The 22,167-nt window shown below is 60.7% G+C and carries 7 protein-coding genes; 5 read left to right on the forward strand and 2 right to left on the reverse strand.

The features are described from left to right. Positions 1 to 83: 83 nt before the first annotated feature. Both HG549_RS00695 and HG549_RS00700 read right to left on the reverse strand, forming a co-directional pair. The gene (locus HG549_RS00695; protein ID WP_170027725.1) at positions 84 to 1,442 is read right to left on the reverse strand and encodes an HlyD family type I secretion periplasmic adaptor subunit; all 1,359 of its coding nucleotides are present in this window, start codon (positions 1,440 to 1,442) and stop codon (positions 84 to 86) included. A gap of 7 nt (positions 1,443 to 1,449) precedes the next feature. After that, positions 1,450 to 3,606, reverse strand: coding sequence for a type I secretion system permease/ATPase (locus HG549_RS00700; protein ID WP_170027726.1), 2,157 nt, complete (start codon positions 3,604 to 3,606; stop codon positions 1,450 to 1,452). Between HG549_RS00700 and HG549_RS00705 the strand changes: the two genes are divergently transcribed. The 5 genes from HG549_RS00705 to HG549_RS00725 all read left to right on the forward strand — a co-directional run bounded on the left by HG549_RS00705 (position 3,553) and on the right by HG549_RS00725 (position 22,167). Beyond that, on the forward strand, positions 3,553 to 4,035 hold the full coding sequence (locus HG549_RS00705; protein ID WP_170027511.1) for a hypothetical protein: 483 nt from the start codon (positions 3,553 to 3,555) through the stop codon (positions 4,033 to 4,035). The two genes, HG549_RS00700 and HG549_RS00705, sit on opposite strands and share 54 nt — an antisense overlap. Before the next feature lie 573 nt (positions 4,036 to 4,608). Continuing rightward, positions 4,609 to 19,431, forward strand: coding sequence for a retention module-containing protein (locus HG549_RS00710; protein ID WP_170027727.1), 14,823 nt, complete (start codon positions 4,609 to 4,611; stop codon positions 19,429 to 19,431). 259 nt (positions 19,432 to 19,690) lie between these two features. Further along, positions 19,691 to 20,032, forward strand: coding sequence for a tryptophan synthase subunit beta (locus tag HG549_RS00715; protein ID WP_170027728.1), 342 nt, complete (start codon positions 19,691 to 19,693; stop codon positions 20,030 to 20,032). Positions 20,033 to 20,230: 198 nt separating this feature from the next. After that, the gene (locus tag HG549_RS00720) at positions 20,231 to 21,130 is read left to right on the forward strand and encodes a TauD/TfdA family dioxygenase (protein ID WP_170027729.1); all 900 of its coding nucleotides are present in this window, start codon (positions 20,231 to 20,233) and stop codon (positions 21,128 to 21,130) included. A gap of 17 nt (positions 21,131 to 21,147) precedes the next feature. Further along, on the forward strand, positions 21,148 to 22,167 hold the full coding sequence (locus tag HG549_RS00725; RefSeq protein ID WP_170027730.1) for an ABC transporter substrate-binding protein: 1,020 nt from the start codon (positions 21,148 to 21,150) through the stop codon (positions 22,165 to 22,167).

Consider the following 22,167-nt stretch of genomic DNA (forward strand, 5'->3'; position numbering starts at 1 on the left):
CGGCCCCGGAATTCAGCAGCAATGCGTGAACCGCTGGGGCTGCTGTGCAGCCCTTTCGCGACACAAGGCCGCTCCTACAGCGATCAACGCTCGCGCAGCGCCTCCGAACGCGCCTTCATGATCGGCTTGAGCAGGTAGCTCATGATGGTCTTCTTGCCGGTCATGATGTCTACCGTTGCCACCATCCCCGGAATGATGAGCAACGGCTTCTCGTCAGTCCCCAGGTGGCTGCGATCGGTGCGCAGCTTGATCAGGTAGTAGGTGGTCTTCTTGTCTTCATCGGTGATGGTGTCAGCGCCGATCTGTTCCAGTTTGGCCTTGAGCCCGCCGTAGATGGTGTAGTCATACGCGGTGAACTTGACCGTCGCCTCCTGCCCCGGGTGCAGGAAGGCGATGTCCTTGGGCAGGATCTTCGCCTCGATGACCAGCGTATCGTCCAGGGGTACCACTTCGAGGATATCGCTGCCAGGCTGGATGACCCCACCAATGGTGTTGACCAGCAACTGTTTGACGATACCGCGTACCGGCGAGGTGACCATGGTGCGGTTGACCCGATCGTCCAGGGCCTTGCTGGTCGCAGTGGCCTTGTTCAACTCGGTGCGCGCTTCGTTCAGTTGGGTCAGCGCCTCGCTGCGGAATTTGCCGCGGGTCTCTTCGATCTTGCTTTGCACCTCACGGATCGCCGCTTCGGCCCGGGGGATGGCCAGCGCGGTGGAATCCAGCTGGCCGCGGTTTTCCACTTCGGCACGGCGCAGGCGCAGTACTTCGACCTGGGAGATCGCGCCGGTGGCCACCAACGGCTCGGACATGCTGATTTCTTTGCGCAGCAGTTCCAGGCTGTTGGCGTACTGGGCGCGTTTGGAGCTGTACTCGCGCAGCTCCTGCTGGCGCTGTACCAGCTGTTGTTGCAGGCCGCCAATCTCGTCCTGCAGCTGCTGGCGCCGGCTCTGGTACAGCGATTCTTCGCTGGCGGCCTGGCTTGGTGCAGCCTTGCGCAGCGCCTCGTCGATCTTCAGCGGGCGGTCTTCCACTTCGGCACTCAGGCGCTCGACCCGCAGGGCCATGGACAGGCGGTCTGCCTCGGTTTCACCAACGTTGGAGGCGAAGCGGGTTTCATCCAGGCGCAACAACGGCTGGCCCACTTCGACGATCTGCCCTTCCTTGGCGAAGATTTCGGCAACGATGCCGCCTTCCAGGTTCTGGATCTTCTGTACTTTGGAGGACGGGATGGCCTTGCCTTCGCCGCGCGTGACTTCGTCGATGGGGGCAACGCTGGCCCATACGATAAGGAACACGAAGAACAGGATCACGCCCCAGATGGTCAGCCGCACGACCCGCGGCGCATCCTCGATCAGTGCCTTGTTGACCTCGGGCAGCGGCTGGCCACCCAGTGAGTCGGAACCTTTGAAATAGCGCCGCAGGCCATCCTTGAATTGCCCCATATCCAGCTTATGCAACACTGATCTGCCCCTTCTTCAACGCATCCATGACCGCGGCTTTCGGGCCGTCGGCGACAATCTGCCCGCGATCGATCACGATCAGCCGGTCCACCAGCGACAGCAGCGAGGCACGGTGCGTGACGAGCAGCACGGTCTTGCCTTCCACCACCGCTTGCAGGCGTTGCTTGAGGCGTTCTTCACCGGTGTTGTCCATGGCGCTGGTCGGCTCGTCCAGCAGAAGGATCTGCGGGTTGAGCAGCAGCGCACGGCCAAGGGCGACGTTCTGCCGCTGGCCGCCGGAGAGGTTCTGGCCGCGTTCACCCACTTGCAGCTCGTAGCCGTCCGGGTGCAGCCGAGCGAACTCATGGACGCCCGCCAGTTCGGCGGCTTGCAGGATCAACTCGTCCTCGATGTAGCGCGCGCCGCTGACCAGGTTGTCGCGCAGGGTGCCCGCCAACAACTGGATGTCCTGCGGTACGTAGCCAATGTTGTGGCGCAGTTCGCTGACGTCGATCTGGCGAATGTCCACGCCATCGACCAGCAGCGACCCGGCATCGGCCTCGTAGAGGCCGACGATAAGCTTGGCCAGCGAGCTTTTACCCGAGCCGCTGCGGCCAATGATGCCCACCTTTTCGCCGGGGCGGATGGTCAGGTTGATGTTCTTCAGCGCCTGGTTCTGCTGGTTCGGGTAGGTGAAATCGACCCCGCGGAACTCGACGCTGCCCTGCAGCACCTTACGGCTCAGCGGGCGCTCTTCGAAGTTGCGCTCTTGCGGCAGCTCCATCATGTGGTCGGTGGAAACCATGGTCACCTTGGCCTGCTGGTAGCGGGCGAGCAGGCCGTTGAGCTGGCCCAGCGGGCCGAGGGCACGGCCGCTGAGCATATAGCAGGCAACCAGGCCGCCCATGCTGAGGTTGCCGTCGATGATCAGGTACACGCCGACGCAGATCATCGCCACGCCCGCCAGTTGCTGGATCAGCAGGGTGATGTTCATCGCCAGGCTCGACAGTAGCTTGACCCGCAGTTCCAGGCGGCTGAGGGTGCCCAGGGTCTGCTCCCAGAGGTACTGGCGCTCACTTTCGGCATTGTTGACCTTGACCGCGTCCAGGCCAGCCAGTGTCTCGATCAGGCTGGACTGGCGCTCCGAGGCCAGGGCCATGGTCCGCTCCATGGTCGCCATCAATGGCCGCTGCAGGGCATAACCGATGCCCAGGGCCAACGGGAAGGCGATGATCGGAATCCATACCAGGTGCCCGCCAATTACTGCGATGACGATCAGGATGAGAATGGTGAATGGCAGGTCGATCAGGCTGGTAAGGGTCAGCGAGGCGAGAAAATCGCGCAGGCCCTGGAACTCGTGAATGTTCTGGGCAAAGCTGCCGACCCTGGCCGGGCGGTACTTCATCGACATGCCGACGATACGTTCGAACAGGGTCGCCGAGATGATCAGGTCGGTCTTCTTGCCGGCCAGATCCAGGCACAAGCCACGCAGGCCCTTGAGGATAAGGTCGAAGATGTAGGCACCGGCGATACCGATGGCCAGTACCCAAAGGGTCGAAGTGGCCTGGTTGGGCACTACCCGGTCATACACGTTCATCACGAACAAAGGGGCGGCCAGGGCGATCAGGTTGATCACCAGGCTGGCGGCGATGGCATCGATGTATAGCCACTTGCTGCGCAGCAAGGTGTCACGGAACCACGACTTCGCTCGTGGGATGAGGTTGCCGTGGTTGACGTCGAACTTGTGCTGCGGCTGGGCGAAGAACACCCGGCCGCTGTAATCACTCTGCAGGGCTTCGCGGCTGACATGTACCTCGCCACCATCGCTCTCGCTCAGTAGCAGACGCGCAGTGTCTTCGTTTTCCCAGCCCAGCAGGACGGCGCTGCGGCCTTCCTTGAGCAGCAGCATGGCCGGCATGGCGATGCTCGGGATCTGCTCCAGCTTGCGCTGCAGCAGGCGCCCTTGCAACCCGGCTCTGGCAGCTGCGCGCGGCAGCAGTTCGGGGCTCAGGCGCTGGGCAGGCAGCGGCAGGCCGGTGGTCAGCATGACCCGGCTGGCTGGTTTCTGGTGCAGGACACACAGGCTCAACAGACTATCCAGCAGAGGATCGTCATGCTGACTGCGTGGATCGTGGCTGAGTTGGACTCGACTGACTTCGGATTCCACGCGGCGCTCTCTTCATCCTTGTGGTGGGTAGGGGGTGAGCCGCCGTTCGAGTTGGTTGGCTCACCTTGGCGTTCAAATGCTGCTGCCAGGCAGTGGGCCTGGGGGCTACGGCATCTGACGCTTGGGCAACCGGCCAATGGTCGCCTTGAATCGATATTGAGTAAACAATTCTTCGGTCTTCATTCTTACCAGACGATGCCTGGTTGTGGTTGCTTCAGTTTTGTACCAGTCGGCTTGCACGCCGAAGCTCATTTGCAGCATAGCCTGCCATCTCATTGCCGACAGACTGCAATCAGTACCGACTTATCCAGGCGTCAGGAATCAGGCGCTGGCGCGTTGACGTTTTTTGGCGGGTTATTAGTCAAAATTCATATATTGAAAAATGGGCTTCCGTCAGGTTTGGTTGCGCAGGTTCCCAATGCTTTTTGATTGACGGGGCTACAAGTATTCGCGCAGTTCTTCGTTATCTCTTTGATCCAAGGCAAATCGTTCTCACGGGCTAGGCAGCGCTGCGAGCTGCTGCCAATCGGATTGGCTTGCAACCCCGCTCCGGCCGGCCTTTCGGGCGCTGCAGGCCGCGTTTTGGGCAAGGTTTGTGCTTGTAGTCATTGTGAGCGCCTGGGTGACGGAAATTAACCCTGAATATTGTTTCGGCCTCTATGCCAGCTGCCGATGGACGGTGGCGCTGACGCCAAATATGTGACTGTGACCGCATGGAAAATCGCACGTTATTCAAACCATGGAGACGCTTTTGATGATGTGCGGCAGTTGTTCCCAGGAAACGTTTGGCTAGGGTTCAAATATCAATGTGACATTACATTGCCGATTGTTTAGGATGGCATGTATAAGGTCAATAGTTTGGCAGTTATACAATCCTCAATCGTTATAGACGGAATATTGACGCCAAAAAGCGTCAACAGATCATCGACATAGTTCCGCCTGAAGTGGCTTGCGAGTGCCGCTCTGGCAGGGAAGTACCCATCGGGTCACACGGAGAGTCCAATGAGCAGCGTTGTAGCCATCGTCAAAAGTATTGTCGGCCAGGTTATTGCGGTATCCCCAGAGGGCATCCGGCGTGTACTGATTGAAGGAGATCGTCTGCTGGCCGGTGAGGAAGTGCTCACCGGCCCGGGCGGCGCAGTTACTCTGGAGCTGGCCGATGGCCGTCTGCTCGACCTGGGCCGCGATAGCCAATGGAGCGCTGATGCACCTGACAGCAGTGCCGACCTGAGCCAGGCGACTGCCCAGGCCGCACCGTCGGTGGAGGAGTTGCAGCAGGCGATCGCTGCCGGTGTCGACCCGACTACCGAACTGGAGGCGACTGCGGCTGGCCCATCGGCGGCGGGCGGTGGTGGTGCGCTGGGCGGTGGCCACAGCTTCGTCATGCTCGAAGAAACGGCAGGCCGGGTTGATCCTACCGTCGGCTTCCAGACTGAAGGGCTGGGTTTTGCCGCGGCGCCTGGTGACGAAGAGGTTGGCGTGCTGGACACAACCAGCAACAACCTGGTGACCACGCCGCCGACGGAAACCAATGTCATTACCGACCTGGTTCTGGGTGCTACACCCTCAATCAGCGAAGCGGGCGGCGTAATTGTTTATACCGCCACGGTTGGTCAGGCTCCGACCAGCAATCTGATCGTCACCCTGTCCAATGGTGCCGTCATCGTCATTCCCGCCGGGCAGACCAGCGGTAGCGTCAACGTGGTAGTCCCGGCGAACGATACCCCGTATATCGATGGTGGTCAGATTTCGACGACCGTGACGGGTACCAGCGGAGGCAATGGTTTGACGGTGACAGTGCCGCAAACGCCAGCGGTTACCCAGGTTACCGATACCATCGACACCACGACTGCCACCCTGACGGCTACCCCGTCGGTGAGCGAGGGTGGTGTTATCACTTACACCGTGACCCTGAGCAATCCGGCCCAGACTCCGGTGACCGTGACCTTGTCCAACGGTCAGACCATCACTGTTGAAGCGGGCAAGACCCAAGGCAGCGTTGACTTCGCGACGCCAGCGAACGACGTCTACAACAACGGCTCGACCGTCAGCACCACGATTACCGGTGCAACCGGTGGTAACTTCGAGCAACTGGTTCCGAACCCGACTCCGGCCCAGACCACGATCAACGACTCGGTCGACACCACCACTGCGACCCTGACGGCTACCCCATCGGTGACCGAAGGCGGCGTCATCACCTACACCGTGACCCTGAGCAATCCAGCCCAGACTCCGGTGACCGTGACCTTGTCCAACGGCCAGACCATCACCGTTGAGGCGGGCAAGACCCAGGGCAGTGTCGATTTCGAGACCCCGGCGAACGACGTCTACAACAATGGCTCGACCGTCAGTACCACGATTACCGGTGCCACTGGCGGTAACTTCGAGCAGCTGACTCCAAACCCGACTCCGGCCCAGACCACGATCAACGACTCGGTCGACACCACCGCCGCGACCCTGACAGCCACTCCTTCGGTAACCGAAGGCGGCGTCATCACCTACACCGTGACCCTGAGCAATCCAGCCCAGACTCCGGTGACCGTGACCTTGTCCAACGGTCAGACCATCACCGTTGAAGCCGGCAAGACCCAAGGCAGCGTTGACTTCGAGACCCCGGCGAACGACGTCTACAACAACGGTTCGACCGTCAGCACCACGATTACCGGCGCGACCGGTGGTAACTTCGAGCAGCTGACCCCGAACCCGACTCCGGCACAGACCACGATCAATGACTCGGTCGACATTACCACTGCGACCCTGACAGCCACTCCTTCGGTAACCGAGGGTGGTGTCATCACTTACACCGTGACCCTGAGCAATCCAGCCCAGACTCCGGTGAACGTGACCCTGTCCAACGGGCAGACCATCACTGTTGAAGCGGGCAAGACCCAGGGCAGCGTTGACTTCGCGACGCCAGCGAACGACGTCTACAACAACGGCTCGACCGTCAGTACCACGATTACCGGTGCCACTGGCGGTAACTTCGAGCAGCTGACTCCAAACCCGACTCCGGCCCAGACCACGATCAACGACTCGGTCGACACCACCGCCGCGACCCTGACAGCCACTCCTTCGGTAACCGAAGGCGGCGTCATCACCTACACCGTGACCCTGAGCAATCCAGCCCAGACTCCGGTGACCGTGACCTTGTCCAACGGTCAGACCATCACCGTTGAAGCCGGCAAGACCCAAGGCAGCGTTGACTTCGAGACCCCGGCGAACGACGTCTACAACAACGGTTCGACCGTCAGCACCACGATTACCGGCGCGACCGGTGGTAACTTCGAGCAGCTGACCCCGAACCCGACTCCGGCACAGACCACGATCAATGACTCGGTCGACATTACCACTGCGACCCTGACAGCCACTCCTTCGGTAACCGAGGGTGGTGTCATCACTTACACCGTGACCCTGAGCAATCCAGCCCAGACTCCGGTGAACGTGACCCTGTCCAACGGGCAGACCATCACCGTGGAAGCCGGCAAGACCCAGGGCAGCGTTGACTTCGCGACGCCAGCGAACGACGTCTACAACAACGGCTCGACCGTCAGCACCACGATTACCGGTGCAACCGGTGGTAACTTCGAGCAACTGGTTCCGAACCCGACTCCGGCCCAGACCACGATCAACGACTCGGTCGACACCACCACTGCGACCCTGACGGCTACCCCATCGGTGACCGAAGGCGGCGTCATCACCTACACCGTGACCCTGAGCAATCCAGCCCAGACTCCGGTGACCGTGACCTTGTCCAACGGCCAGACCATCACCGTTGAGGCGGGCAAGACCCAGGGCAGTGTCGATTTCGAGACCCCGGCGAACGACGTCTACAACAATGGCTCGACCGTCAGCACCACGATTACTGGTGCAACCGGCGGTAACTTCGAGCAGCTGACCCCGAACCCGACTCCGGCCCAGACCACGATCAACGACTCGGTCGACACCACCGCCGCGACCCTGACAGCCACTCCTTCGGTAACCGAGGGTGGTGTTATCACTTACACCGTGACCCTGAGCAATCCAGCCCAGACCCCGGTAACCGTGACCCTGTCCAACGGCCAGACCATCACCGTTGAAGCGGGCAAGACCCAGGGCAGTGTCGATTTCGAGACCCCGGCGAACGACGTCTACAACAATGGCTCGACCGTCAGCACCACGATTACTGGTGCAACCGGCGGTAACTTCGAGCAGCTGACTCCAAACCCGACTCCGGCCCAGACCACGATCAACGACTCGGTCGACACTACCACCGCGACCCTGACGGCTACCCCGTCGGTGACTGAGGGTGGCGTCATCACCTACACCGTGACCCTGAGCAATCCGGCCCAGACTCCGGTGACCGTGACCCTGTCCAACGGGCAGACCATCACTGTTGAAGCGGGCAAGACCCAGGGCAGCGTTGACTTCGCGACGCCAGCGAACGACGTCTACAACAACGGTTCGACCGTCAGTACCACGATTACCGGTGCCACTGGCGGCAACTTCGAGCAGTTGGTCCCGAACCCGACTCCGGCTTCTACCGTCATCAATGACAGCATTGATACCGTCACGGTAAGTATCGTCAGCAATGGCAATGTGACTGAAGATCAGCAGCCGTCCTTTACCGTGAAGGTAAGCCAGGCGCTGGATCGACCATTGACCGTAACCCTGTCTAACGGCGAGACCGTGACCATCGAGGCAGGTAAAACCGAAGTCGAATACAAAACGCCAGCCCAGGGCGATGACGTCATCAAGGACGCCGGCTCTATTACCCTGAGCGTTACTGACGCCACTGTTCCGGGTGCCACTTTCGAGAAGCTGGCCTTGGGTGGCCCAGCTACCGTTGAGATCTCGGATACTATCAGTGAGGTCGTGGCCAAGCTGACCGCCACCCCTTCGGTTACCGAAGGTGGCCAAATCACCTATACCGTGACCTTGACCAACCAAGACGGCCTGCCAATCGACAAGCACGGCGCGCTGACCTTCACGCTGAACGATGGCACCACCATCACCGTGCCGGCGAACAGCACTACCGGCAGCACCACTGTCACTGCGCCGGACAACGTCTACGTCGGTGCCAACGACCCTGTGATCAAGTCGATCGTCTCGGTCAGCGGCACCGACGTCGGCAAGTTCGAGCAACTGACCCTGGACAAGACGCCTGTCAGCACCACCGTCACCGACGAGCCGGGTACTCCAGGCAACGAAGGCGACCTGGTCAAGGTCACCATCACCGCCGACCAGCCTTCGGTGGCCGAGAACGTCAAGCCGACCTTCACTGTGCACATCAACCAGGCCCTGGCCCACGACCTGGTCGTGACCCTGAGCAACAATGCCCAGGTCACCATCAAGGCGGGTGAAACCAGCGCAGCATACGAGCACGCGGCCCAAGGCGATGACGTCTACAAGGACTCGGGTGAACTCAGCCTGGGTATCAACTCCGCTGTTGATGTCGATGGCCGTACCTTCGAAAACCTGCAGCTGGGCGATGCCGCCAAGGTTCAGGTCACCGACACTACTGACGAAGTGGTGGCCAAGCTGACTGCTACTCCTTCGGTTACCGAAGGTAGCGTAATCACCTACACCGTGACCCTGACCAACAAAGACGGCCTGCCGATCGACAAGCACGGTGCGCTGACCTTCACCCTGAACGACGGCACTACCATCACCGTTCCGGCGAACAGCACCACCGGCAGCACCACTGTCACTGCGCCAGACAATGTCTACACCGGTGCCAACGATCCGGTTGTGAAGTCCATCGCTACCGTTGATGGGGTTGATGCCGGCAAGTTCGAACAGCTGACTCTGGACAAGACGCCTGTCAGCACCACTGTTATCGACGAGCCAGGTACGCCGGGCAATCCAGGCGGCAACAACGAAGGCGACCTGGTCAAGGTCACCATCACTGCCGACCAGCCTTCGGTGGCCGAGAACGTCAAACCGACCTTCACCGTGCACATCAACCAGGCCCTGGCCCACGACCTGGTCGTGACCCTGAGCAACAATGCCCAGGTCACCATCAAGGCAGGTGAAACCAGTGCAGCGTACGAGCATGCTGCGCAGGGGGATGACGTCTACAAGGACTCGGGCGAACTCAGCCTGGGCATCAAGTCCGCTGTGGATGTCGATGGCCGTACCTTCGAAAACCTGCAGTTGGGCGATGCCGCCAAGGTTCAGGTCACCGACACCACTGATGAAGTGGTGGCCAAACTGACCGCAACGCCGTCGGTTACCGAAGGCGGCGAGATCACCTACACCATCACGCTGACCAATAAAGACGGCTTGCCGATCAACAACCACTCGGAGCTGTACTTCAAGCTGACCGATGGTACAACCGTCGTTGTGGCAGCCAACAGCACCACCGGTTCGGCTACTGCAGCCGCGCCTGACAACGTCTACGTCGGTGCCAACCAACCGGTGGTCAATGCCATCGAGGCAGTCAGCGGTGCGGATGTCTGGAAGTTCGAAAATCTGAATCTGGACAAGACTCCGGTCAGCACTTCCGTCACCGACGAGCCGGGTACCCCGGGCAACGAAGGCGACCTGGTCAAAGTAACCATCACCGCCGACCAGCCTTCGGTGGCTGAAAACGTCAAACCGACCTTCACGGTGCACATCAACCAGGCTCTGGCCCATGACCTGGTCGTGACCCTGAGCAACAATGCCCAGGTCACCATCAAGGCGGGTGAGACCAGTGCAGCATACGAGCATGCTGCGCAGGGGGATGACGTCTACAAGGACTCGGGTGAACTCAGCCTGGGCATCAAGTCCGCTGTGGACGTCGATGGTCGTACCTTCGAGAACCTGCAACTGGGCGATGCGGCCAAGGTTCAGGTCACCGATACCACTGACGAAGTGGTGGCCAAGCTGACCGCAACGCCGTCGGTTACCGAAGGCGGCGAGATCACCTACACCATCACCCTGACCAATAAAGACGGTCTGCCGATCGACAACCACTCGGAGTTGTACTTCAAGCTGAGTGATGGCACCACAGTCGTCGTGGCAGCCAACAGCACTACCGGTTCGGCTACTGCAGCCGCGCCAGACAACGTCTACGTCGGTGCCAACCAACCGGTGGTCAATGCCATCGAGGCAGTCAGCGGTGCAGATGTCTGGAAGTTCGAAAATCTCAATCTGGACAAGACCCCTGTCAGCACCACTGTCACTGACGAACCGGGCACCCCAGGCAACGAAGGCGATCTGGTCAAGGTGACTATCACTGCCGACCAGCCTTCGGTGGCCGAGAACGTCAAGCCGACCTTCACGGTGCACATCAACCAGGCCTTGGCTCACGATCTGGTTGTGACCCTGAGCAACAATGCCCAGGTCACCATCAAGGCGGGTGAAACCAGCGCAGCGTACGAGCACGCGGCCCAAGGCGATGACGTGTACAAGGATGCGGGCGAAGTCAGCCTGGGCATCAAGTCCGCCGTGGACGTCGATGGCCGTGCCTTCGAGAACCTGCAACTGGGTGATGCGGCCAAGGTTCAGGTCACTGACACCACCGACGAAGTGGTGGCCAAGCTGACCGCCACCCCTTCGGTTACCGAAGGTGGTGACATCACCTACACCATCACCCTGACCAACAAAGACGGCTTGCCGATCGACAAGCACGGTGCGCTGACCTTCACCCTGAACGACGGCACGACCATCACCGTTCCGGCGAACAGCACCACCGGCAGCACCACTGTCACTGCGCCAGACAATGTCTACACCGGTGCCAACGATCCGGTTGTGAAGTCCATCGCTACCGTTGATGGGGTTGATGCCGGCAAGTTCGAACAGCTGACTCTGGACAAGACGCCTGTCAGCACCACTGTTATCGACGAGCCAGGTACGCCGGGCAATCCAGGCGGCAACAACGAAGGCGACCTGGTCAAGGTCACCATCACTGCCGACCAGCCTTCGGTGGCCGAGAACGTCAAACCGACCTTCACCGTGCACATCAACCAGGCCCTGGCCCACGACCTGGTCGTGACCCTGAGCAACAATGCCCAGGTCACCATCAAGGCGGGTGAAACCAGCGCAGCGTACGAACACGCGGCCCAAGGCGATGACGTGTACAAGGATGCGGGCGAAGTCAGCCTGGGCATCAAGTCCGCCGTGGACGTCGATGGCCGTACCTTCGAGAACCTGCAACTGGGTGATGCGGCCAAGGTTCAGGTCACTGACACCACCGACGAAGTGGTGGCCAAGCTGACCGCCACCCCTTCGGTTACCGAAGGTGGTGACATCACCTACACCATCACCCTGACCAACAAAGACGGCTTGCCGATCGACAAGCACGGTGCGCTGACCTTCACCCTGAACGACGGCACTACCATCACCGTTCCGGCGAACAGCACCACCGGCAGCACCACTGTCACTGCGCCAGACAACGTCTATGTCGGCGCTAACGATCCTGTGGTCAAATCGATCGCTTCGGTCAGCGGTACCGACGTCGGCAAGTTCGAGCAGTTGACCCTGGACAAGACGCCGGTCAGCACCACAGTCACTGACGAACCAGGTACGCCGGGCAATCCAGGCGGCAACAACGAAGGCGACCTGGTCAAGGTCACCATCACTGCCGACCAACCTTCGGTGGCCGAGAACGTCAAACCGACCTTCACCGTGCACATCAACCAAGCCCTGGCTCACGATCTCGTCGTGACCCTGAGCAACAATGCCCAGGTCACCATCAAGGCGGGTGAAACCAGCGCAGCGTACGAGCACGCGGCCCAAGGCGATGACGTGTACAAGGATGCGGGCGAAGTCAGCCTGGGCATCAAGTCCGCCGTGGACGTCGATGGCCGTGCCTTCGAGAACCTGCAACTGGGTGATGCGGCCAAGGTTCAGGTCACTGACACCACCGACGAAGTGGTGGCCAAGCTGACCGCCACCCCTTCGGTTACCGAAGGTGGTGACATCACCTACACCATCACCCTGACCAACAAAGACGGCTTGCCGATCGACAAGCACGGTGCGCTGACCTTCACCCTGAACGACGGCACGACCATCACCGTTCCGGCGAACAGCACCACCGGCAGCACCACTGTCACTGCGCCAGACAATGTCTACACCGGTGCCAACGATCCGGTTGTGAAGTCCATCGCTACCGTTGATGGGGTTGATGCCGGCAAGTTCGAACAGCTGACTCTGGACAAGACGCCTGTCAGCACCACTGTTATCGACGAGCCAGGTACGCCGGGCAATCCAGGCGGCAACAACGAAGGTGACCTGGTCAAGGTCACCATCACTGCCGACCAGCCTTCGGTGGCCGAGAACGTCAAACCGACCTTCACCGTGCACATCAACCAAGCCCTGGCCCACGACCTGGTCGTGACCCTGAGCAACAACACCCAGGTCACTATCAAAGCCGGCCAAACCAGCGCACCTTACGAGCACGCAGCGCAGGGCGATGACGTGTACAAGGACGCAGGCGAAGTCAGCCTGGGCATCAAGTCCGCGGTGGACGCCGATGGCCGTACCTTCGAGAACCTGCAACTGGGCGATGCGGCCAAGGTTCAGGTCACTGACACCACTGACGAAGTGGTGGCCAAGCTGACCGCTACCCCTTCGGTTACCGAAGGCGGCGTAATCACCTACACCGTGACCCTGACCAACAAAGACGGCCTGCCGATCGACAAGCATGGCGCGCTGACTTTCACGCTGAACGATGGCACCACCATCACCGTGCCGGCTAATGGCACGACCGGTTCGGCTACTGTCACCGCTCCGGACAACGTCTATGTCGGCACCAATGACCCTGTGATCAAATCGATCGCCTCGGTCAGCGGCACCGACGTCGGCAAGTTCGAGCAACTGACCCTGGATAAGACGCCCGTCAGCACCACCGTCACCGACGAGCCGGGTACTCCAGGCAACGAAGGCGATCTGGTCAAGGTGACTATCACCGCCGACCAGCCTTCGGTGGCCGAGAACGTCAAGCCGACCTTCACCGTGCACATCAACCAGGCCCTGGCCCACGATCTGGTCGTGACCCTGAGCAACAATGCCCAGGTCACCATCAAGGCGGGTGAGACCAGCGCAGCGTACGAACACGCGGCCCAAGGCGATGACGTCTACAAGGACTCGGGTGAACTCAGCCTGGGCATCAAGTCCGCCGTGGACGCCGATGGCCGTACCTTCGAGAACCTGCAACTGGGCGATGCGGCCAAGGTTCAGGTCACTGACACCACTGACGAAGTGGTGGCCAAGCTGACCGCCACCCCTTCGGTTACCGAAGGCGGTGTAATCACCTACACCGTGACCCTGACCAACAAAGACGGCCTGCCGATCGACAAGCATGGCGCGCTGACTTTCACGCTGAACGATGGCACCACCATCACCGTGCCGGCTAATGGCACGACCGGTTCGGCTACTGTCACCGCTCCGGACAACGTCTATGTCGGCGCTAACGACCCTGTGGTCAAATCGATCGCCTCGGTCAGCGGCACCGACGTCGGTAAGTTCGAACAGCTGACCCTGGACAAGACCCCCGTCAGCACCACAGTCACTGACGAGCCAGGTACGCCGGGCAATCCAAGTGGCAACAACGAAGGTGACTTGGTCAAAGTCACCATCACCGCCGACCAACCTTCGGTGGCAGAGAACGTCAAGCCGACCTTCACCGTGCACATCAACCAGGTCCTGGCCCACGATCTGGTCGTGACCCTGAGCAACAATGCCCAGGTCACCATCAAGGCGGGTGAAACCAGCGCAGCATACGAGCACGCGGCCCAAGGCGATGACGTCTACAAGGACTCGGGTGAACTCAGCCTGGGTATCAACTCCGCTGTTGATGTCGATGGCCGTACCTTCGAAAACCTGCAGCTGGGCGATGCCGCCAAGGTTCAGGTCACCGACACCACTGACGAAGTGGTGGCCAAGCTGACCGCTACCCCTTCGGTTACCGAAGGCGGCGTAATCACTTACACCGTGACCCTGACCAACAAAGACGGCCTGCCGATCGACAAGCACGGTGCGCTGACCTTCACCCTGAACGACGGCACTACTATCACCGTGCCGGCGAACAGCACTACCGGCAGCACCACTGTCACTGCACCAGACAACGTCTATGTCGGCGCTAACGATCCTGTGGTCAAATCGATCGCTTCGGTCAGCGGTACCGACGTCGGCAAGTTCGAGCAGTTGACCCTGGACAAGACGCCGGTCAGCACCACAGTCACTGACGAACCAGGTACGCCGGGCAATCCAGGCGGCAACAACGAAGGCGACCTGGTCAAGGTCACCATCACTGCCGACCAACCTTCGGTGGCCGAGAACGTCAAACCGACCTTCACCGTGCACATCAACCAAGCCCTGGCCCACGATCTGGTCGTGACCCTGAGCAACAATGCCCAGGTCACCATCAAGGCGGGTGAGACCAGCGCAGCGTACGAACACGCGGCCCAAGGCGATGACGTCTACAAGGACTCGGGTGAACTCAGCCTGGGCATCAAGTCCGCCGTGGACGTCGATGGCCGTACCTTCGAAAACCTGCAACTGGGCGATGCGGCCAAGGTTCAGGTCACCGACACCACTGACGAAGTGGTGGCCAAGCTGACCGCTACCCCTTCGGTTACCGAAGGCGGCGTAATCACTTACACCGTGACCCTGACCAACAAAGACGGCTTGCCGATCGACAAGCACGGTGCGCTGACCTTCACCCTGAACGACGGCACTACCATCACCGTTCCGGCGAACAGCACCACCGGCAGCACCACTGTCACTGCGCCAGACAACGTCTATGTCGGCGCTAACGATCCTGTGGTCAAATCGATCGCTTCGGTCAGCGGTACCGACGTCGGCAAGTTCGAGCAGTTGACCCTGGACAAGACGCCGGTCAGCACCACAGTCACTGACGAACCAGGTACGCCGGGCAATCCAGGCGGCAACAACGAAGGCGACCTGGTCAAGGTCACCATCACTGCCGACCAACCTTCGGTGGCCGAGAACGTCAAACCGACCTTCACCGTGCACATCAACCAAGCCCTGGCCCACGACCTGGTCGTGACCCTGAGCAACAACACCCAGGTCACTATCAAAGCCGGCCAAACCAGCGCACCTTACGAGCACGCAGCGCAGGGCGATGACGTGTACAAGGACGCAGGCGAAGTCAGCCTGGGCATCAAGTCCGCGGTGGACGCCGATGGCCGTACCTTCGAGAACCTGCAACTGGGCGATGCGGCCAAGGTTCAGGTCACTGACACCACTGACGAAGTGGTGGCCAAGCTGACCGCTACCCCTTCGGTTACCGAAGGCGGCGTAATCACCTACACCGTGACCCTGACCAACAAAGACGGCCTGCCGATCGACAAGCATGGCGCGCTGACTTTCACGCTGAACGATGGCACCACCATCACCGTGCCGGCTAATGGCACGACCGGTTCGGCTACTGTCACCGCTCCGGACAACGTCTATGTCGGCGCCAACGACCCTGTGATCAAATCGATCGCCTCGGTCAGCGGCACCGACGTCGGCAAGTTCGAACAGCTGACCCTGGACAAGACCCCGGTAAGCACCACCGTGACCGATGAGCCAGGCAGCGGCCAGGGCGATGTCACCACGGTCGGCATCAGCGGTAGTACGTCGCTGACCGAAGGCGAAACCGGCCACTACACGCTGGCCCTGAGCAACCCGTCGAAGTCTGAGGTAACCATTACCCTCAGCTACAGCGGCACTGCCAAGAATGGCGAGGACTTCACCGGTGTCACCACCGTGAAGATCCCGGCCAACAGCACCGGCACCACCTTCGACATCGCGACCATCGACGACAAGCTTGTCGAGGGTACCGAGAACTTCACCGTGAAGATCGAAAGCGCCACCGGTGGCAGCTTCGAAAACCTGAAGGTCGACAGCAGCAATGCCAGCGTGACCACGGCCATCCTCGACAATGACCACTTGCCGGTTTCGCCTGGCGGTGCAGTGTTTGGCGTGGAAGACACCGACTACGTGTTTGCCTGGGGCGATTTCAAAGTCACCGATGCCGATACCAACACCGGCTTGTCCGTGACCATTACCTCGCTACCGGCTGCGGGTAGCCTGCAGTTCTTCAACGGTACAACGTGGGTGAACGTGACCGTTGGCCAGGTGGTCAGCCAGGCTGACATTACGGCCAACAACCTCAAGTTCGTTCCGGCGCCCAACCAGTCGGGGGCGGACAACTACGGAGGGAATGGCGTAGGTAACCAGCAGGCCGACTACGCGCAGTTCAAGTTCAAGCCGAACGATGGCACCAACCTGGGCAGTGAAGTGACCATGAAGGTCGACATCAGCCCGGTTGCCGACAAGCCGACCCTGAGCTTCGGCAGCGCCGAGATCGAGTCCAAAGGCCTGACCAAGGAAGTGTGGACCAGCCTCAAAGGCCTGGGTACCGACGGTAGTGGCATTACCGGCGACGCCCTGAAGACGGTCTTTGCCAACTCCGGCAATGCCAACGCCAGCAGCACCACCACCAATGTGCAGTCCGATGGCAGCGTCAGTGCTGGTACCGGCTCGAAAACCTCCGGCCTGATCTATCTGGAAGCCGGCAAAACCTACAACTTCAGTGGCACCGCCGACGACAGCTTCGTGGTCACCATCGGTGGCAAGACTGTGGTCACCGCCACCTGGGGCGCGGGTGGCCAGGTTTCGGGTAGCTTCACCCCGAACACCAGTGGCTACTACCCGATCGAGGTCTACCATGCCAACCAGACTGGGCCAGGCAGCTATGACCTTAACATCCAGGTCGGCTCGGGTGCTGTCACCGACCTGAGCAGCTCGAACATCAAGATGTACCAGAACGTGACCGAGATGGCCAACGCCGGCCTGGGCGTGTCCGACCTGCACACCGTCAATGGCCAGAGCTACTACGACGGCTACAAGCTCAATGAAGGGCCGGAAGGTGGTTCGGTGAAACTGGTCGGTATCTCGACCGCGCTGACCGATACCGACGGTTCCGAAAGCCTGAGCGTGTCCCTCAGCGGTATTCCGAAAGGCACTGTGCTGAGCGATGGCGCAGGCCACACTGTCACGGTCGGTACGGGCCCCGTAGACGTGACCGGCTGGAAACTCAGCAGCCTGACGCTGACTCCGCCGGCCTACTTCAAAGGTTCGTTCGACATCACGGTCACTTCGGTCGCGACCGAAAGCGTGGGCGGTTCGGCTGTCACCACCGGCAATATTCCGGTGACTGTATACGCCGCGACCTACAAAGCCAGCGTGGGTACTTCGGGCAACGATGCGATTACCGGCAGCGAAGGCAACGACATCATGGTCGCCGACGTATCCGGCCTGAACGTGGTGCAAGGCAAGAACTACAACATTGCCTTTATCGTCGACAGCTCGGGCAGCATGAGCGACAAGTCGCTTTCCGATGCGAAGACCCAGCTCGCCTCGGTGTTCAATACGCTCAAGGCCAGCCTGGGTTCGGACACCTCGGGCACGGTCAACATCTTCCTGGTCGACTTCGACACCCAGGTCAAGCAGAACGTGGCGGTGAACCTTGCCGACCCGAATGCCCTGAGCAAGCTGCAGTCCGTGTTGAACTCCATGGCGAGCGGCGGCGGTACCAACTACGAAGACGTGTTCAAGGCCACGGCCAACTTCTTCAAGAGCACCATGGCCAGCGGTAATGCCAATGCCGAGAACCTGACCTACTTCATCACCGACGGCAAGCCGACCTACTACCAGAGCGGGGAGAGCACCAACCCGCGGCTGTGGACCAACGGCAAGTACCTGGATGACGTGGTCAACGTCAACAACTACAAGCTTGGCGACACCTTCAGCGTTTGGGCCGACGCCACTCACAAAGTCGAGATCAGCAGCAGTGGCTCGGTCAAGGTGCTGACCTACGGCGAGAACAAGCGCGGTGAGTTGGTGCTGCAGTCCACCAGCACCGTCGGAACCCTGCATGCCCAGGGCGACGGCACCTACGAGTTCTCCAGCCTGGGCGGTTCGGGGTACGGGGAGTACTGGAACTACCAGGAGTCGGCAGCAGGCACTACCGCCAGCTTCAACCTGCTCGGTGGCACCAATGGCGTGAGTAAAGTGCAGGCGATTGGCTTGAACAGCGATGTCACGCTGAACGATCTGAAACCGTACGACTCTGCTGGCAAACCCCAGGCAGGCATTGACCCGTCCGATCTGGCCAAGGCGATTCTCGGCCATTCCGAGGCGACCTTGCCGGGCGCTGACAGCCTTGATGGCGGCAACGGCAACGACATCATCTTTGGCGACCTGATCACCCTCGACGGTGTCGTCAGCGAAGGCTACCAAGCGCTGCAGACCTATGTGGCACAGAAGAGCGGTGTCGAAGCCAGTGCCATTACCACCAGCAACGTCCACCAGTACATTACCGAGCACTACAACGAGTTCGATATTTCCGGTGCCAACGACGGCCACGACTTCCTGTCGGGCGGCAATGGCAACGACATCCTCTTCGGCCAGGGGGGTAACGACACGCTGGATGGTGGCAAAGGTAACGACATCCTGCTGGGCGGTACCGGCAACGACACCCTCATCGGAGGCCAGGGTAACGATATCCTGATCGGCGGAAGCGGTGCCGACACCTTCGTGTGGAAGGCTGGTGACCTCGGCAACGATGTGATCAAGGACTTCAAGGTGGCCGAGGGCGACCGGATCGACCTGAAGGACCTGCTGCAGGGTGAGAAGGGCAGCACCATCGACAACTACCTGAAGCTCACCACGGTGGAAGGCACGACGACGCTGCAGGTCAGCAGCGAAGGCAAGCTGAACGCTGAGGGTGGTATCGCCAACGCTGATGTGACCATCAAGCTGGAAGGGGTGAACTGGTCCAACACCACGATCAACTCGTTGATCAGCGGTGCCGACCCGACCATCATCATCCACAACAAGGACAGCTGATAGCCAACGAGCCGGCTGGCGCGCTCACTGTCGGGGCGGCCTTGTGTCGCGAAAGGGCTGCGGAGCGGCCCCGGGGTTTCGGCAACGATGCTGAAATCGCTGGGGCCGCCTTGCGGCCTTTTCGCGACACAGGGCTGCCCTTGCAGACCTTTCCCGCGACCCCTGCGACAGCGCATACTCTGGCGCCATGCCTGCGTGCCCGGCAATCTTTGCCTATGCTGCTGCCTACCAACAAGGAACCAATGTGACGAGGGACGCCATGTTCTATGTGCAACGCGATGCTGCCGGCCAGTTGCGGCGGGTAGAGGCAGCCGCTTTCGACGAGTTCACAGAAATGCTCCCTGCCGACCATGCCGATATCCAGGCCTGGTTCGCCGACGACATTGTGGAAAACAGCCTCAACCAGCTCAAGCAAAGCGACCTCGACATGATCCGGGTGCTCGAGGACCTGATCGACGTGCTGACTGCCAAGGGGGTCTTCAAGATCACCGACCTGCCTCCCGGAGCGCAGGCCAAGCTGCTTAATCGCTCCACGGCGCGCAAGGCGCTCAGCAGCCTGAACAACCTTATCGAAGAAGAAGAGCAGGGCGGCCTGATCTGATCGGGGAATAGGCAAACGCCAGTGCTATGGTTATTCGTTAAAGATATTTAAATTATAGGTTTTATGCCTTTATAGTCGCTTCCACTGCGTACCCGTCGACCAATCGGCGCGCCGCACGACTTGAACCCACACGGGAAATCCCCGTGCGTTTCTGATCGTTGCGCGCCATTGATGTCGCGCACTGCGTGGGAGTTAAAAATGTCAGCCGCCTCGAACGCCTTGTCGATCATCGACAGCGCCCAGCCGCAACGCTTCGAAATCCGCCCGTTCTCCGCTGCCACAGGCGCCGAGGTCATCGGCCTGGACCTGGCTCAACCGGTCAACGCCGAAGATTTCGCCCGTATCCACCGTGCCCACCTCGACCACCATGTGCTGGTGTTCCGCGACCAGCGCATCAGCCCCGATCAGCAGATCGCCTTCAGCCGCCGCTTCGGCGAGTTGCAGATCCATGTGCTCAAGCAGTTTCTGCTCGCCGGCCACCCCGAGATTCTGATCGTTTCCAACATCATCGAGGATGGCCGCAACATTGGCCTGGGAGATGCCGGCAAATTCTGGCATTCGGACCTGTCGTACAAGGAACTGCCAAGCCTCGGCTCCATGCTGCATGCCCAGGAGCTGCCCAGCGAGGGCGGCGATACCCTGTTCGCCGACATGCACAAAGCCTGGGACGCCGTTCCCGAAGCCTTGCGCAAGGTGGTCGAGGGGCGCAGTGCCGCGCACTCCTACACCGCCCGTTATGCCGAGACCAGGTTCGAAGGCAACTGGCGCCCGACCCTGACCGCAGAGCAGCTGGCGCAGGTTCAGGAAGTCATCCACCCGGTCGTCCGTACCCACCCGGAAAACGGCCGCAAGGCGCTGTTCGTCAGTGAAGGCTTCACCACCCGTATCGTCGGCCTGCCGGAGGACGAAAGCCACGACGTGCTGCAACAGCTGTATGCCCTGAGCGTGCTCGAACAGAACATCTACCGCCACCAGTGGCAGCCCCATGACCTGGTGTTCTGGGACAACCGCTCGCTGATCCACCTGGCCACCGGCTGCCCCGCACACCTGCGCCGCAAGCTGTATCGCACCACTATCCAGGGCGATGCCCCGTTTTGACGACCGAGGAACCCAACATGCGCAAATCCATCAGCCGCCTGGCGGCAAGCATCGGCCTGGGCGCGAGCCTGGTCGTCGGCAGCCTGGCCGCCCCTGCTGCGGCACAGGCAGAAGGCAAGATCCGCATCGCCGAACAGTTCGGTATTGTCTACCTGCTGCTCAACGTCGTGCGGGACCAGCACCTGATTGAAAAACACGGCAAGGCGCAGGGCATCGACATCGAAGTCGACTGGGCCCAGCTGTCCGGTGGTTCGGCCATCAATGACGCCTTGCTGTCCGGCTCGGTGGATATCGCCGGCGCCGGCGTCGGCCCGCTGCTGACGGTATGGGACCGTACCCTCGGCCGGCAGAACGTCAAGGCTGTGGCCTCGCTGGGCAACTTCCCGTATTACCTGGTCAGCAGCAACCCCAACGTCAAGACCATCGCCGACATCTCCGACAAGGACCGCATCGCCGTGCCGGCGGTAGGCGTTTCGGTGCAGTCGCGCTTCCTGCAGTACGCTGCTGCCCAGCAATGGGGTGACAAGCAATACGACCGCCTCGACAAGTACACCCTGGCCGTGCCGCACCCGGATGCCACTGCCGCGCTGCTGGCCGGCGGCACCGAGTTGAACGGGCATTTCTCCAACCCGCCGTTCCAGGACCAGGTGCTGGCCAACAAGGCCGTGCACGTGGTGCTCAACAGCTACGACCTGCTCGGCCCCAACTCGCCGACCCTGCTGTTTGCCACCGAGAAATTCCGCAAGGACAACCCCAAGACCTACAAGGCCTTCGTCGATGCGCTGGCCGAGGCTGCCGACTTCGCCCAGAACGACAAGGCAGCGGCTGCCGACACCTATATCCGCGTGACCAAGGCCAAGATCGACCGCGACACGCTGATCAAGCTGATCGACAACCCGCAGTACGAATTCACCATCACGCCCAAAAACACCTACAAGCTGGCCGACTTCCTCTATCGGGTGGGCGCCATCAAGCACAAGCCGGAATCGTGGAAGGACTATTTCTTCCAAGATGAACGCCCGCTGCAGGGGAGCTGA

This window comes from Pseudomonas sp. SK, assembly GCF_012975065.1.
GTDB classification, from domain to species: Bacteria; Pseudomonadota; Gammaproteobacteria; order Pseudomonadales; family Pseudomonadaceae; genus Aquipseudomonas; species Aquipseudomonas anuradhapurensis.